This is a genomic window from Cupriavidus gilardii, from assembly GCF_013347325.1.
Lineage (GTDB): Bacteria > Pseudomonadota > Gammaproteobacteria > Burkholderiales > Burkholderiaceae > Cupriavidus > Cupriavidus gilardii.
Map to the genome: position 1 here is coordinate 938,978 of NZ_CP054624.1, position 13,482 is coordinate 952,459.

Genomic DNA, 13,482 nt, shown 5'->3' on the forward strand with positions numbered 1-13,482 from the left:
ACGACTCGGATGCCGACTCAGACCCCGATGAACTGCGCAAATTCCTCGACCGGCGCCCGCTGCGCCACCAGCCGATTGGCCGGGGCGTCGGGGTCGGCGTAGCCGATCGCCATGCCGGTGAACAGCATGCGTTCGGGCGGCGTTCCGAGGAAGCGGCGCATCGTTTCCGGATACATCGCCCAGCATTCCTGCGGGCAGCTGTCCAGGCCCGCCTCGCGCAGCAGCAGCATCACGTTCTGCAGATACATGCCGAGGTCCGACCATTGCGGCGGACCCATGCGGCGGTCCACGGTGCAGAACAGCGCCAGCGGAGCGCCAAAGAACTGGAAGTTGCGCGCGAACTGCTGGCGGCGCGCGGCCTTGTCCTCGCGCGGGATGCCGAGATGGCCGTACAGGTCCTCGCCGACCTGGAAGCGCCGCTCGCGATAGGGCGACACCAGCTCCGGCGGATAGATGTGGTATTCGGCGGGCTCGCCCTTCGGTTCATCGACCACGCGCTGGCGCATGATGGCCTTGAGCTCGTCCAGCGGCGCGCCGCCGACGACCTGGATATGCCAGGGCTGCAGATTGCCACCGGACGGGGCGCGCGCGGCCTTCTCGACGATCTCGCGGATCAGCTGCGGCGGCACCGGCTTGTCGAGAAAGCCGCGGATCGAGCGGCGCGTGGCAATGGCTTCGCTGACGTTCATGGTCTCCTCTCGTACCCGGCTGGCCGGGGCAGTCCGCTGCAACGGCGCGCGGCGCCGGGCATGGCATGGTAAGTTGGCGTCCGACGATACCACGACAACGGGAGACAGGCATGGCGGGTCCGCTGCATGGACTGAAGGTGGTGGAGATGGTCGGCCTCGGGCCGGGGCCGTTCTGCGCGATGATGCTGGCCGATATGGGCGCCGAGGTGATTCGCATCGACCGGCCCGATCGCGGTGCGGGCGTGCTGCCCGAAGACGTCCGCTTCGACGTGACCGCGCGCGGCCGCCGCTCGCTGGCGATCGACCTGAAGCGACAGGGCGCTGCCGAGACGGTGCTGCGCCTGATCGAACAGGCCGACGTGCTGATCGAGGGCTTCCGGCCCGGCGTGATGGAGCGGCTGGGTCTCGGTCCGGACGTCTGCCTGGCGCGCAATGCGAGGCTGGTCTATGGCCGCATGACAGGCTGGGGGCAGCACGGACCGCTGGCGCAGGCAGCGGGACACGACATCAACTACATCGCGATCACCGGCGCGCTGCATGCGATCGGCCTGCCCGACGAACCGCCGGTCGTGCCGTTGAACTACATCGGCGACTTCGGCGGCGGCGCGATGATGCTGGCCTTCGGCGTCGTCTGCGCGGTGCTGGAGAGCCAGCGCAGCGGCAAGGGGCAGGTGGTCGATGCCGCGATGACCGATGGCGCCGCGCTGCTGTCGGCCATGATGTACGGCTTCAAGGCTGCCGGGCGCTGGAGCAACCGGCGCGGCGAAAACCTGCTCGACGGCGGCGCCCCGTACTACGGCACCTATGCCTGCGCGGACGGCAAGCATGTCGCGATCGGCGCGCTCGAGCCGCAGTTCTATCGCCAGCTGATCGAGCTGTGCGGCATCGAGGACCCGGCCTTTGCGAAGCAGGGCGATCCGCGCGACTGGCCGCAACTGAAGCAACGGCTGGCCGAGGTGTTCCGCACGCGCACGCGCGACCAGTGGTGCGCGCTGATGGAGGGCAGCGATGCGTGTTTCGCGCCGGTACTCGACTGGGACGAGGCCCAGGTCCACGCGCACAACCGCGCGCGCGACACCTTCGTCGAGATCGATGGCGTCATCCATCCGGCGCCGGCGCCGCGCTTTTCGCGCACGGCGGCGGACAGGCCCACCCCCGCGTCGCCGCCCGGTGCCGACACCGAGGCGGTGCTGCGCGACTGGGGCTTCGCGGCGCAAGAGATTGCCGCGCTGAAGGGCGACGGCGTGATCTGATCCAGCCAGGCCGGCGAGCCTCTGCCGGCGACCGGCCTCACTGGCCCGGCAGCGCCACCCCGAGATCGCCGGCCACCCTGGCCAGATTGCGCCAGATCGCGGGATTGACGTCCAGTTCGTCGCCGGTGCGGGCGCGGTGGTCGGCCTCGTACTCGCCCGGGTACTGCACGCGGTCGAAGCCCGGCGCGGGCGGTGTCTCGTGCAGATAGCGGATGAACGATTCGACCTCGGTGCTCTGCCATTGCAGGCCCAGATCGAGCTGCGGATCGATCAGCACCGCGAACATGTTGTTGGTGGCCACGCCGCCGCGCGGATTGTTCGGCTGAATGGTGCCGCCGCCCGACAGCACGCCGGCCAGCAGTTCGGCGACCACGCCGAGCGCGTAACCCTTGTGGCCGCCGAAGGGCAGCAGCGCGCCGGGCGGATCGGCGAAGATCGCGCCGGCGTCGGTGGTCGGCGCGCCGCTCGCATCGATGACGCTGCGCTCCGGGGCCGGCTCGCCTTTTTCGGACAGCACGCGGGCCTTGTTGATCGCGATGGCGCTGGTGGCGATGTCCATCACCAGCGGCGGGCGCCCGTTCGGCATCGGCCCGGCGAAACAGAGCGGATTGGTCGTCAGCCGCGCAACCCGGCCGCCATAGGGCGCGACGGCCGGCGGCCGGTTGATGACATTGGTGAAGCTGAGCAGCACCATGCGCGCCTGCGCCGCCATCTCGCCGTAATAGCCCATGCGGCCCAGATGGTGCGAGTGCCGCAGCGTGAAGATGCAATGGCCATGCGCGCGTGTGCGTTCGATGGCGGCCTGCATCACGCACTTGCCGACGTGCTGGCCGAAGCCGCCGTTGCCGTCGAACACCACCAACGTGCCCCGGTCCATCGCGCAGCTGGCGCGGCCCGAGGGATTGACGCTGCCGCCTTCGACAGAGGCGCGATACTGCGGCAGCATCGACAGCCCGTGGCTGGCATAGCCGCAGCGGTCGGACTCGACCAGATGCTCGGCGACGTCGTCGGCGATATCGTCGGGCACGTTCAGTGCCACCAGAATGTCCCGCGCCAGCCGATGCGCGTCCTGCAGGGTGATCTTCATGTCGGACTCCTCGTATTGCGAGGCGCTGGTCCGTGGATCCGTCCTCAGATCCAGCCGAGCCAGCGCCAGTAGGTTGCCGCGAACAGCAGCATCATCGCGTAACCGACCAGCGTGACCGGAATGCCGATGCGCGCGAACTGGCGGCCGTTGAAGGTATCGGTGCTCAGGCACACCATGTTCTGCGGCGCATTGATCGGCAGGATGAAGCCGAAGCTCATCGTGAAGCCGAGCAGCATCGTGATGCCGACCTTGTCGATGTCGCCCGGCAGCGTCTGCAGCACCGAGATCAGGATCGGCAGCATCGCCGCCGTCAGCGCCGTGGCGCTGGCAAAGCCGAGGTGGATCACGATCAGGAAGGCGGCGAGGATCGCGAACACCGCGATCGGACCCTGCGTCGCCAGGCCCGAATTGGCGACCACGAACTTGCCCAGCCATTGCCCGGCCTGCGTGGTCAGCAGCGCGGTGCCCAGGCTGATGCCGACGCCGAACACGATCAGCGTGCCCCATGGCGTGCGTTGCTGCATCGTCTTCCAGTCCATCACGCCGAGGCGAGGCAGCATCAGGGCCACGAGGCCGACGAAGGTCACGGTGGCGGTGTCGAAGCCGTGCAGCTTGCCCTCGGTGGCCCACGCCAGCAGCAGCCCGATCGATACCGCGGCGAGGCGCTTCTGCGGGCCGCTCATCGGCCCCAGTCCTGCCAGCTCGCGCTGCACGGCCTCCTTGCCGCCGGGAATTGCCTCGGTCTCCGGCGGCAGCAGCCAGCGCACCAGCAGATACAGCACCACCGACATCGCCAGCGCCCACGGCGCGCCGGCGATCAGCCATTGGAGCCAGGTCACGCGCTCGCCCAGCAGTTTGTCCATGAAGCCGACCGCCAGCAGGTTCTGCGCCGCCGCCGTCTGGATGCCGACGTTCCAGATGCTGGTGGCCTGCGCCACGGTGATCATGATGCCGGCCGCGATATTGGAGCGCTTGTCGACGCCGAAGGCCGCGATGATCCCCATCATGATCGGCACCACGCAGGCGCTGCGGGCGGTGGCGCTCGGCACCACCAGCGACAGCGCGATCGTGACCGCGATGGTGCCGACCAGGATGCGGCGCGTGCTGGTGCCGATCGCCGACAGTGTGACCAGCGCGATGCGGCGGTCCAGTCCGGTGACCGTCATCGCCGCGGAGATGAACAGCGCGGCGGCGACCAGCGCCAGCGCCGTATTGGCGAAACCAGCGAGCGCCATGCCGAGCGCGCGCGAGGTGCCGTAAAGCGTATCGGGGTCGTCGACCGTGGGCGCGAAGCCGATCAGCGCGGCCATCAGCGAGGTGATCATGATTGCGCTGGTCTCGTAGGACACCGCCTCGCTGATCCATACGACGACGGCGAAGGCGAGGATCGCGAGCATGCGGTGTCCAGCCAAGGGCAGGTCGGGCGGGGCAGGCAGCGACAGCACGCCGATCAGCACCAGCACCGCGACGAACAGTCCCCACGGCGGTCGCTTGCTCGCAGTGGCGGAGCTCGCGGGGCTCGTCGCCGAATTTGGTGTCGCCGGTGCTGCCGGTGTCGCCGGTGCGGACCGCGTGGAATTCGTGGGCGACGCGTTGCTGCGCAGATCGGACATTGCCGTTTCCTTGGATGACGGCAGCGGCCGTGCAGGGCCGCCGGCACGAGGTGGGACGATTATCGGCCCGCGTTGTGGCGGTTGTCGAGCACAGCGGTGACGGTCATTGCGCCAGATCAAAGGCGATGCGTGCCAGCGGCGGATGCAGGGCCGATGTCTGCCGTGCTGCGATCCGCAACCGCCGGCGAACGGCTATAGTGGTCTCGTGGCCCGGCCCACCTTGCACCGCCTCGGCGGCATGCAGGCCGCGCGTCATACCCCAGGAGACCGACATGCAGGTGCTGATTCGCGGCCTGCGCCGCGATATCACCGAACAGCGGTTGCGCGACAAGTTCACGCCGTATGCGCCGGTGCGCTCGGTGGAAATCATGCGCGATGGCGACCCGGAGCAGCCATGGGCCTGGCTGGACTTCGACATGGATTTCTTTGCGGCCCTCGGGCTGCTGCGCCAGTTCGACGGACAGTACTTCGACGGCGGCGTGATGCGGCTGCATCTGGTCGCGCACCAGAGCAGCGATTGAGTCTTGTGCAGCGCGCGCTCGTCCGCACGCCGGTGTATCAGGCGCGCCGATCGCTGCGCCAGGGCGGCCGCGGTCCAAACGCCTTGCGCAACATCTCGACGAACAGCCGCGTGCGCATCGACGCTACGCGCGATTGCGGCACCAGCGCCATCACGTCCGCGTCGGGCAGCCGGTAGCCCGGCAACAGCGCGACAAGCCTGCCCGAGGCGAGACCGTCGGCCACATCCCACTCGGACCGCGCCATGATGCCCTTGCCGGCCAGGCACCACTGATGAACGACGTCTCCGTCATTGCTCTCCATCGCCGGACGCACCCGCACCGTGTGTTCGCGTGCACTGCCCGCACTGACGCCGCTGCCGCCGCGCTTCTCGCCGCCCTTGCCGCCCGTGCCACTGCCCTTGGCCGCGTCCTTGCCGTCGCGGCCGGCGAAGCGCCATAGCGTCACGTCCTCGTCGTTCTCGCGCAGCACCAGGCAGGCGTGGTGCACCAGGTCGGCGGGACGCGTCAGCGGCGGCGCCTTCGCCAGGTACTCGGGCGCGGCGCACAGGAGGCGGCGGTTCGGTGCGATCCGGTGCGCGACCCACCGTGAATCCGGGATGGCGCCGATGCTGACCAGCACGTCGAAGGCATCGCGGCCATGGACGGGCTGGCGCGGCAGCATCAGGTTGTCCGACAGGTACAGCTGCACTTCGAGGTTGGGGTGCGCATCCTGGAACTGCGCCAGCAGCGGTCCGAGATAGCGCCGTCCGAAGCCGAGCGGCCCATGCACCTTCAGCTTGCCCGCCACCGCCTGGCTGCGCTGCCGCAGCGCCTCCTCGATGGTCTGCATGTGTTCGAGCACGCCGGTGGCGTGCTGCGCCAGCAGAAGGCCCTCGTGGGTCAGGTGCAGCCGGCGCGTGGTGCGCAGCGCGAGCCGGATGCCAAGGCGCGCTTCCAGCTGGCCGAGCCGCTTGGTCACGGCCGGCGGCGTCACGTTTTCCTCGCGCGCCAGCGCGGCGAGGCTGCCGAGCCGGTCCAGCGCCAGCACGAAGCGCAGGTCGTCGATGGTCAGCTTCATCATTATTAACCCAGAGGTGAATCAAGAAATTCTATGCCATTAACCACGGCCGGGCACACGCCACCTACACTGTGGCATCGATTCCAACCGGGGCCGCACCATGACCAGCCAACCACGCCAACCCAACTACGCACGCCAATACGATGTCGTGCTGTTCGACCTGCTGACCGCGCTGCTCGATTCGTGGACGCTGTGGAACAGCGTGGCGGGCGGCGAGGCGCCGGGTCGCGCTTGGCGCGCCGCGTATCTGAAGCGCACCTATGCCTGCGGCGCCCAGGGGAACACCCCCCGCGGTGGTGGCACGGCTCAATCAGGCGATCAACGACGCGCTGGCCGATCCGGCGTTGATCCGGCAGATGCGCGAGGTCGGCGTCGAATTTCCCGCCCGTGCCGACAACACGCCGGCCAATCTCGCGCGGCTGGTCGACAGCGAGACCGCGCGGCTGCGGCCCATTCTCGAAGCCAACAAGGTGCAGCTCGATTGAGCGGGGAACGCCTCGACCAGACGATGCGCCAGATGCAATGGAAGGAAACCCATGACGCTGCATGAACTCGAAACGCCGGTGCTGGTCCTCGACCGCACGAAGATGGAGCGCAACATCGCGCGTCTGCGCGAACGGCTGTTGCCTTTCGGCGTGGCACTGCGTCCGCATGCGAAGACCAACAAGTCGGCCGACGTCACCGCGCGCATCGGCGCACCGGGTTCGGCGATCACCGTGTCGACGCTGAAGGAGGCCGGCTACTTTCTCGAACACGGCTGGACCGACATCCTCTATGCCGTCGGCATCGTGCCGTCGAAGCTGCCGCATGTCGAAGACCTGGTGCGGCGCGGGGCGCGGATGACGCTGTTGCTCGACAACGTCGAGGCGGCCGCCGCGGTCGCCGCCTATTGCCGCCAGCGCGGCCTCGGCGTGCCGGTGCTGATCGAGATCGATACCGACGGCCACCGCTCCGGCGTCAAGCCGGAGGACCCGCTGCTCCTCGAGATCGCGGCAGCGCTGCGGGGCCATGAAGGGCAGGGCGCCTGGCTCGCCGGCGTGCTGACGCATGCGGGCGATTCGTACAACTGCCGCTCGGCAGCAGCGATCGAGGCGCTGGCCGAACAGGAGCGGGCCGGCGCCGTGCGCGCCGCGCAGCGCCTGCGCGCGGCCGGGCATGCGGCGCCGGTGGTCAGCGTGGGCAGCACGCCGACCGCGCACTTCGCGCGGTCGCTCGATGGCGTCACCGAAGTGCGGGCCGGCGTGTTCGTGTTCTTCGACCTGGTGATGAACGGCATCGGCGTCTGCGACACCTCGGACATCGCGCTGTCGGTGCTGTGCACCGTGATCGGCCATCAGCGCGACAAGGGCTGGCTGATCACCGATGCGGGCTGGATGGCGATGTCGCGCGATCGCGGTACCGCGAAGCAGCCGGTCGACCAGGGCTATGGCGTGGTCTGCGATATCGACGGCAAGCCGCTGGCCGATCTGCTGATGGTCGACGCCAACCAGGAGCACGGGATCGTCAGCCATCGCACCGATCCGGACGCGACGCCGATGCTGCCGGTCGGCACGCTGCTGCGCATCCTGCCGAACCACGCGTGCGCGACGGCCGCACAGCACGGTGCCTACACCGTGGTGGCAGGGAGCGCCGACATCGAGGCGCGGTGGCCGCGCTTCAGTGGATGGTGAGCGCGATGACCAACGTGAATCGAGACGCGAATCCGATCGCCGCAACGCTCGCCGCGCAAGGTGTCGCCTATCCCGACGTGCCCACACTGGCGGCGCCGCGCGGCCACTACTCGCACGTTGCCACGGGGCTGGGGCTGGTATTCGTGTCGGGTCAGCTGCCGCTGGACGCGCGGGGCGAACCGCGCGCCGATCTGCCGCTGGCGGAACAGGCCGCGCTCGCGCTGCGCAACGTCGAGGCCGCGCTGGCCGCGGCCGGCTGCGGCTGGAAGGACGTCATCAAGGTCACCGTCTATCTGGCCGGTGTCGAACATTGGCCGGCGTTCGACGCGGCCTACCGGCGGATGCTGGGCGACGCGCGGCCGGCACGCGCGGTGGTGCCGGTGCCGGCACTGCATTATGGCGTGCTGGCCGAGGTCGAGGCGGTGGCCTTGCATCCCGCGGCGGCACAGGCACCGCTGTCGCCGCCGCCGGTACTGCGCTGAAGGTCCCCGGCGACCGCTAGCAGCCGAGCGCCATGCCGTCGCTGCGGGGGTCGTGGGCGCCCTCGATGGTGCCGTCGGCGCCGATGCGGATCGCGCCGGGATGGCCGGCGAGCGGGCTCTGCGCGGCGATCGGGCTCAGTTCATGGCGGCGCGCGGCCAACTCCCGCATCACCGCGTCGCCGGCATCGGCCTCCAGCTTCAACGTGTCGCGCGTATCCGAGAACGTCCGGCCAAGCAGAAAGCGTGGGCGCGACAGCGCCGCCAGCGGGTCCATGCCGTAGTCGATCATCCGCGTCAGCACCGCCGCCAGCGTCTGCGGCTGCCCGTCGGCGCCCTGCGTGCCGTACAGCAGCCGCGGGCGCCCGCCCTGCAGATAGAGCCCGGGATTGAGCGTGTGGAAGGGCCGCTTGCCCGGCCGCAGCACATTGTGGTGCCGGGGGTCGGTGCTGAACGCCGCGCCGCGGTTGTGCCACAGGATGCCGGTGTCGCCGGCGACCACGCCGCTGCCCCAGTCGAAGTAGACGGTCTGCAGTACGCTGGCACAGCGGCCCTGGCTGTCGACCGCGCCGAGATAGACGGTATCGCCGGTACGGAAGCGGTGCGGCCACGGTAGCGCGCGCTCGGGCCGGATTGCCGCCGCCATCCGGTCGAGATGCGAGGACGACAACATCGTCCGTACCGGCACGTCGACGAACTCGGGGTCGGCCACGTGCCGGTCGCGCTCGATGAACGCCTGCTTTACCGCCTCGACCAGCAGATGGTAGTAATCGGCGCTGCCTTCGGCGACCGCGCGGACGTCGAAGCGGTCGAGTATGCCCATGATCTGCAGCGTGGTCACGCCCTGGGTGGGCGGACGCAGGCTGACGAGGTCGCCGCCGCGATACGGCACCGTCAGCGGCGATTCTTCACGGGCCCGTGTCGCCGCGAGATCGGCCGCGCGCAATGGCGAACCGGCCTCGCGCAGGCCGCTGGCGATGCGTTCAGCCAGTTCGCCTTCGTAGAAGTCGCGGGCGCCGCGTTCGGCGATCCGGCGCAGGCTGCGCGCCAGCTCCGGCTGGCGGAAGCGCTCACCGATTTCCGGAATGCGGCCGTCGGGCAGGAACACGCGGGCAAAGCCGGGCCAGTCCCGCCACTGTCCCGCGCGAAAATCCAGCCAGAAGCGTTGCGACGGCGTGACGGGAAACCCTGCCTCGGCATGTTCGATGGCGCGGTGGAACAGCGCTTCCCATGAGGTGGTGCCACCCCATGTGTCGCGGCTGAGCCGATAGGCACGGTCCCAGGTATCGACGGTGGCGGCCGTGGTCAGGGCGGCCGCCGGTCCTCGCGTCGGAATCTCGCCATCGAAGTTCGGCGGGGCGGCGGCCGCCTGGCCGATGCCGGACAGCGTGCGCACCTGGCCTGCGCCGTCGGCAATGACCCAGAAGGCGTCGCCGCCCAGCCCCGTGAAATGCGGGTAGGTGACCGACAGCGTCGCGCCGATCGCAATCGCCGCTTCAATGGCATTGCCGCCGCTGCGCAATACCTCGCGTCCGGCCTCGCTGGCCAGCGCGTGCGGGCTGGTCACCATGCCGTCGCGGGAGCGCGCCAGACCGGGCGGGGACAACAGGCCGGCGTCCATCAGGCCACCACCGCTTGCGTTGCCACGCCGGCAGTCGCGTCGCCTTCGCCGCTGCCGTCGCCACCCAGGTACGCCTGCACCAGCGCCGGATCGCGGGCCAGCAGATCGGCGCGTCCGCTGGCGACCACGCGGCCTTCCTCCAGCACGTAGGCGCGGTCGGCCAGCGTCAGTGCCAGCGCGGCCATCTGGTCGACCAGCAGGATCGTGAGCGACGCGTCGCGCAGGCGGTCCAGCGACGCGAACAGCTCGTCGATGATCTTCGGCGCCAGGCCCAGCGACGGTTCGTCCAGCAGCAGCATGCGCGGCTGCGACATCAGGCCGCGTGCGATGGCCAGCATCTGCTGCTCGCCGCCGGACAGCAGGCCGGCGCGCTGATGCTGCCGTTCGCGCAGCCGCGGGAATCGCAGCAGCATCGATTCGATGCGGCGCTGCATCTCGCCGCGGCTCAGGCGGCCGGACGGGAATGCGCCCAGCCTGAGATTGTCGAGCACCGACAGCTCGGCAAAGACCTGCCGGCCCTCGGGCACCAGCACCATGCCCATCGCCGCGATGCGAGCCGCGTCGATGCCGGCGAGGTCGACGCCGTCGAACGCGATGCCGCCCTGCACCGGGCGGTGCAGGCCCGACAGCGCGCGCATCAGCGTCGATTTGCCGGCGCCGTTCGCGCCGAGCAGCGCCACCATCTCGCCCTCGCGCACCTGCAGCGCGATGTCGTGCAGCACCGGCGCCGCGCCGTAGCCGGTCCGCAGCGCGTTGACGCCCAGCAGTTCCGCGCCGGCGGCATCGCGCGACACGCGCCGCGGTGCGGCGGCGGCCGCATTGCCGACGGCCGCCTCGCCGAGGTACGCACGGCGGACCGCGGGATCGGCCCGTACCTCGGCCGGCGTGCCGACCGCCAGACGCTGGCCGGCATCGATCACGACGATGCGGTCGGATACCTCCATCACCAGCGACATGTCGTGCTCGACCAGGCCGACGGCGATGCCGCTGTCCGCGATGCGGCGCAGCAGCCGGCCGAGGCTGGCCTTGTCCTCGCGCGACAATCCCGCGGCGGGCTCGTCGAGCAGCAGCACGGCGGGCCGGGTGGCCAGCGCCCGCGCAATCTCGACCAGCCTGCGGTCGACGTGCGCCAGATCGGCGGCACTCGCGTCCGGATCGCCGCGATAGCCGCAGGCGCGCAGCAGCGCAAGGGCCTGCTGCCGAACCGGGGCGGCGGTAAAGCGCGCGGTGCCGAGCAGCGTGCCGAGGCGTCCGCCGCCCAGCGCGAGCGCGACATTGTCGGCGGCGCTGAGGCCGCCGAACAGCTGCGAGGTCTGATAGGTCCGCGCAATGCCGTGGCGCGCGCTATGACAGGCGCCGCGCGCGGGCAGCGCGGTGTCGCCCAGGCGCCTGCCGCCTGCGTGCGGCCGGTAATAGCCGGACAGCATATTGAGCACCGTCGATTTGCCTGCGCCGTTGGGGCCGATCAGGCTGGTCACGGCGCTGTCCGCCACGGTGAACGACAACCGGTCGACGGCGCGCACGCCGCCGAATACCATCGACAGCCCGTCGGCCACCAGCGCGCGCCGCGCCGCGGGCTCGCGCACGGGCAGCGGCATGTCGGCCGCCTCGCGCGATGCCGCGGCAACGGTGCGTCGGGTCCGCAGCCGGCGCAGCAGCGCGGTGGCCACGCCGACGATCCCCTGCGGCGCGACCCACAGCACCACCAGCAGCAGCATGCCGAAGCAGAGCAGCCGCAGGTTCTCCAGGCTGGACAGCAGTTCCGGCAGCATGCCGACCACTACCGCGCCAATCACCGGACCGGCGACGGTGCCGGCACCGCCGATCATCACCGCCAGCACGAACAGGATCGACTGCAGGAAGGAGAACATGCCCGGCGTGACCATGCCCTGCATCGGCGCGAACAGTCCGCCGGCCAGCCCGGCCAGCGCGGCCGAGAAGGCAAACGCCACCGTACGCACCAGCAGCGGATCGATGCCGATCGATGCCGCAGCGGTCTCGCTGTCGCGCACCGCCCGCATCGCCGCGCCCCAGCTGCCGCGCGAAATGCGCGCGTAGGCCGCCAGCGAGATGGCCAGCACCGCCAGCGCGATCAGCGTCAGCGCGCGCTCGCCGCCTTCGACGCCGGGCAGCGAGGGCTGCGCGATGCCCATCAGCCCATTCTGCCCACCGGTCAGCGTGCGCCACTCGACCGCCCCATGCTCGACGATGAAGCCGAACGCGATGGTGATCATCGCCAGGCCCGGTCCCTTGACGCGCAGCGCGGGCAGCGCCAGCAGCGCGCCGGTCAGCGCGGCCATGACCGTTCCGGCCAGCCAGGCCGGCCAGAACGCCCAGCCGGCCTGGCCGGTCAGGATCGCGACGCTGTAGGCGCCGATCGCGTAGAAGCCGACGTGGCCGAACGAGATCTGGCCGGTCAGGCCGATCAGCAGGTTCAGGCCCACGCCGCAGATCGCCAGCATCGCGACGCCGGCGATCACGAAGACGAAATAGCCGTTCAGCATCATCGCGGCGGCCGCGGCGCCAAGCAGCGCCAGGGCCATGGCGCCGATCTGCGGCGGCGTGCCGATGCCGGCAACGAGACGAGCGTGCGCGTTCATACCTTGCGTACCTCCGCGCGGCCGAACAGTCCCGCCGGGCGCAGTGCCAGCAGCGCGATCACCAGCGCGAACGTGATGATCTGCGTGTAGCTCGAACCCAGCGAGGCCGTGATGGCGGCCTCGACCACGCCGAAGATCAGGCCCGCGATCATTACGCCCCAGGCGCTGGACAGCCCGCCGAGAATGGCCACCGCGAAGGCCTTCAGCCCGAAGACGGTGCCCATGTCCGACTGCACGTTGAACAGCGGGGCGATCAGCACGCCGGCGACGCCGGCCAGCAGCGTCGACACCGCGAAGGCCGCGGCCACGGTGCGGCGGATCGGGATCGCCATCAGCCGGGCGGCATCGCGGTTCTGCACGACCGCCAGCATCGCCAGCCCCCAGCGGGAATGGCGCAGCACGTAGTGCAGCACGCCCGCGAGCGCCAGGCCCACGACCGGAATCAGCAGCTGCAGCGGATAGACGCCGAGGCCGTCGGCCAGCTGCAGCGAGCTTGTGGCCAGCGGCGACGGCAGGCTGCGGGGCTCGGTGCCGAAGGTCAGCGTGACGACGTTATCGAGCACGATGCCGAGCGCCACTGTGGCCATCAGCCAGGCGTCCGAGCCGCGGCTGGCGAACGGCCGTACCGCGACGAATTCGATCGCCAGCCCGTACAGCGCGCACAACGCCAACGCGAGCAGCACCGACGCCGCCATCGGCCAGCCCAGCGTCTGCGTGAAGGTGTAGGTCAAGACCGCGCCGAGCATCATCGAGCTGCCCTGGGCGAAATTGACGGTGGCGCTGACCACATAGGTCAGATGAAAACCCAGCGCCATCAGCCCGTACATGCTTCCCAGGCCAAGGCCGCTGATCGCGGCGGAGATCCATAACATCGTGTGTTCCTCGAGCGGAC

At 70.1% G+C, this 13,482-nt stretch carries 13 protein-coding genes and 1 pseudogene; 6 read left to right on the forward strand and 8 right to left on the reverse strand.

The window, feature by feature from the left end:
- Positions 1 to 17: 17 nt before the first annotated feature.
- Complete coding sequence (locus tag FOB47_RS04405; RefSeq protein ID WP_053824074.1) at positions 18 to 689, reverse strand: nitroreductase; 672 nt, start codon at positions 687 to 689, stop codon at positions 18 to 20.
- 110 nt (positions 690 to 799) lie between these two features.
- On the opposite strand from FOB47_RS04405, the gene FOB47_RS04410 reads away from it, so the two are divergent.
- Entirely contained in the window at positions 800 to 1,942 is a 1,143-nt protein-coding gene (locus FOB47_RS04410) for a CaiB/BaiF CoA transferase family protein (protein WP_174780074.1), read from the forward strand.
- Between the two features lie 37 nt (positions 1,943 to 1,979).
- On the opposite strand, the gene FOB47_RS04415 is transcribed toward FOB47_RS04410, so the two are convergent.
- The 3 genes from FOB47_RS04415 to FOB47_RS04425 all read right to left on the reverse strand — a co-directional run bounded on the left by FOB47_RS04415 (position 1,980) and on the right by FOB47_RS04425 (position 4,916).
- The gene (locus tag FOB47_RS04415) at positions 1,980 to 3,029 is read right to left on the reverse strand and encodes an Ldh family oxidoreductase (RefSeq protein WP_174780075.1); all 1,050 of its coding nucleotides are present in this window, start codon (positions 3,027 to 3,029) and stop codon (positions 1,980 to 1,982) included.
- 44 nt (positions 3,030 to 3,073) lie between these two features.
- On the reverse strand, positions 3,074 to 4,642 hold the full coding sequence (locus FOB47_RS04420; RefSeq protein WP_174780076.1) for a DASS family sodium-coupled anion symporter: 1,569 nt from the start codon (positions 4,640 to 4,642) through the stop codon (positions 3,074 to 3,076).
- 103 nt (positions 4,643 to 4,745) lie between these two features.
- Entirely contained in the window at positions 4,746 to 4,916 is a 171-nt protein-coding gene (locus FOB47_RS04425) for a hypothetical protein (RefSeq protein ID WP_174780077.1), read from the reverse strand.
- Between FOB47_RS04425 and FOB47_RS04430 the strand changes: the two genes are divergently transcribed.
- Positions 4,915 to 5,163 carry an RNA recognition motif domain-containing protein gene (locus tag FOB47_RS04430; protein ID WP_174780078.1) on the forward strand — a complete coding sequence of 83 codons (249 nt, stop codon included), beginning with the start codon at positions 4,915 to 4,917 and terminating at the stop codon, positions 5,161 to 5,163. The two genes, FOB47_RS04425 and FOB47_RS04430, sit on opposite strands and share 2 nt — an antisense overlap.
- A 37-nt stretch (positions 5,164 to 5,200) precedes the next feature.
- On the opposite strand, the gene FOB47_RS04435 is transcribed toward FOB47_RS04430, so the two are convergent.
- Positions 5,201 to 6,223 (reverse strand): LysR family transcriptional regulator, encoded by a 1,023-nt coding sequence (locus FOB47_RS04435; protein ID WP_244959289.1) that lies wholly within the window; start codon positions 6,221 to 6,223, stop codon positions 5,201 to 5,203.
- Between the two features lie 97 nt (positions 6,224 to 6,320).
- Between FOB47_RS04435 and FOB47_RS26095 the strand changes: the two are divergent.
- The 4 genes and pseudogenes from FOB47_RS26095 to FOB47_RS04450 all read left to right on the forward strand — a co-directional run.
- A pseudogene (locus FOB47_RS26095) lies at positions 6,321 to 6,494 on the forward strand (haloacid dehalogenase); the annotation flags it as partial.
- Complete coding sequence (locus FOB47_RS04440; RefSeq protein ID WP_226994950.1) at positions 6,481 to 6,705, forward strand: tripartite tricarboxylate transporter substrate-binding protein; 225 nt, start codon at positions 6,481 to 6,483, stop codon at positions 6,703 to 6,705. The pseudogene FOB47_RS26095 and the gene FOB47_RS04440, both read left to right, overlap by 14 nt.
- A 51-nt stretch (positions 6,706 to 6,756) precedes the next feature.
- Complete coding sequence (locus FOB47_RS04445) at positions 6,757 to 7,890, forward strand: alanine racemase (RefSeq protein WP_053824068.1); 1,134 nt, start codon at positions 6,757 to 6,759, stop codon at positions 7,888 to 7,890.
- A 5-nt stretch (positions 7,891 to 7,895) separates the two neighbouring features.
- Positions 7,896 to 8,372 carry a RidA family protein gene (locus FOB47_RS04450; RefSeq protein WP_174780079.1) on the forward strand — a complete coding sequence of 159 codons (477 nt, stop codon included), beginning with the start codon at positions 7,896 to 7,898 and terminating at the stop codon, positions 8,370 to 8,372.
- 16 nt (positions 8,373 to 8,388) lie between these two features.
- On the opposite strand, the gene FOB47_RS04455 is transcribed toward FOB47_RS04450, so the two are convergent.
- Genes FOB47_RS04455 through FOB47_RS04465 form a run of 3 tightly spaced genes read right to left on the reverse strand, consistent with a single transcriptional unit; the run spans position 8,389 to position 13,462 of the window.
- Complete coding sequence (locus FOB47_RS04455; protein WP_244959290.1) at positions 8,389 to 9,990, reverse strand: gamma-glutamyltransferase family protein; 1,602 nt, start codon at positions 9,988 to 9,990, stop codon at positions 8,389 to 8,391.
- Positions 9,990 to 12,590, reverse strand: a complete 2,601-nt coding sequence (locus FOB47_RS04460; protein ID WP_053824067.1) for a branched-chain amino acid ABC transporter ATP-binding protein/permease — start codon at positions 12,588 to 12,590, stop codon at positions 9,990 to 9,992. Before FOB47_RS04460 ends, FOB47_RS04455 begins: the two co-directional genes overlap by 1 nt.
- The gene (locus FOB47_RS04465) at positions 12,587 to 13,462 is read right to left on the reverse strand and encodes a branched-chain amino acid ABC transporter permease (protein ID WP_174780080.1); all 876 of its coding nucleotides are present in this window, start codon (positions 13,460 to 13,462) and stop codon (positions 12,587 to 12,589) included. The genes FOB47_RS04460 and FOB47_RS04465 overlap by 4 nt, the downstream gene beginning before the upstream one ends.
- Positions 13,463 to 13,482: the final 20 nt, after the last annotated feature.

Bases quoted from the DNA above. Each gene is read 5' to 3' on its own strand.
- FOB47_RS04445 (WP_053824068.1), top strand. From the start codon at position 6,757: ATGACGCTGCATGAACTCGAAACGCCGGTGCTGGTCCTCGACCGCACG.
- FOB47_RS04460 (WP_053824067.1), bottom strand. From the start codon at position 12,590: ATGAACGCGCACGCTCGTCTCGTTGCCGGCATCGGCACGCCGCCGCAG.
- FOB47_RS04440 (WP_226994950.1), top strand. From the start codon at position 6,481: ATGCCTGCGGCGCCCAGGGGAACACCCCCCGCGGTGGTGGCACGGCTC.
- FOB47_RS04465 (WP_174780080.1), bottom strand. From the start codon at position 13,462: ATGTTATGGATCTCCGCCGCGATCAGCGGCCTTGGCCTGGGAAGCATG.
- FOB47_RS04420 (WP_174780076.1), bottom strand. From the start codon at position 4,642: ATGTCCGATCTGCGCAGCAACGCGTCGCCCACGAATTCCACGCGGTCC.
- FOB47_RS04410 (WP_174780074.1), top strand. From the start codon at position 800: ATGGCGGGTCCGCTGCATGGACTGAAGGTGGTGGAGATGGTCGGCCTC.
- FOB47_RS04435 (WP_244959289.1), bottom strand. From the start codon at position 6,223: ATGATGAAGCTGACCATCGACGACCTGCGCTTCGTGCTGGCGCTGGAC.
- FOB47_RS04455 (WP_244959290.1), bottom strand. From the start codon at position 9,990: ATGGACGCCGGCCTGTTGTCCCCGCCCGGTCTGGCGCGCTCCCGCGAC.
- FOB47_RS04450 (WP_174780079.1), top strand. From the start codon at position 7,896: ATGACCAACGTGAATCGAGACGCGAATCCGATCGCCGCAACGCTCGCC.
- FOB47_RS04415 (WP_174780075.1), bottom strand. From the start codon at position 3,029: ATGAAGATCACCCTGCAGGACGCGCATCGGCTGGCGCGGGACATTCTG.
- FOB47_RS04430 (WP_174780078.1), top strand. From the start codon at position 4,915: ATGCAGGTGCTGATTCGCGGCCTGCGCCGCGATATCACCGAACAGCGG.
- FOB47_RS04425 (WP_174780077.1), bottom strand. From the start codon at position 4,916: ATGTCGGTCTCCTGGGGTATGACGCGCGGCCTGCATGCCGCCGAGGCG.
- FOB47_RS04405 (WP_053824074.1), bottom strand. From the start codon at position 689: ATGAACGTCAGCGAAGCCATTGCCACGCGCCGCTCGATCCGCGGCTTT.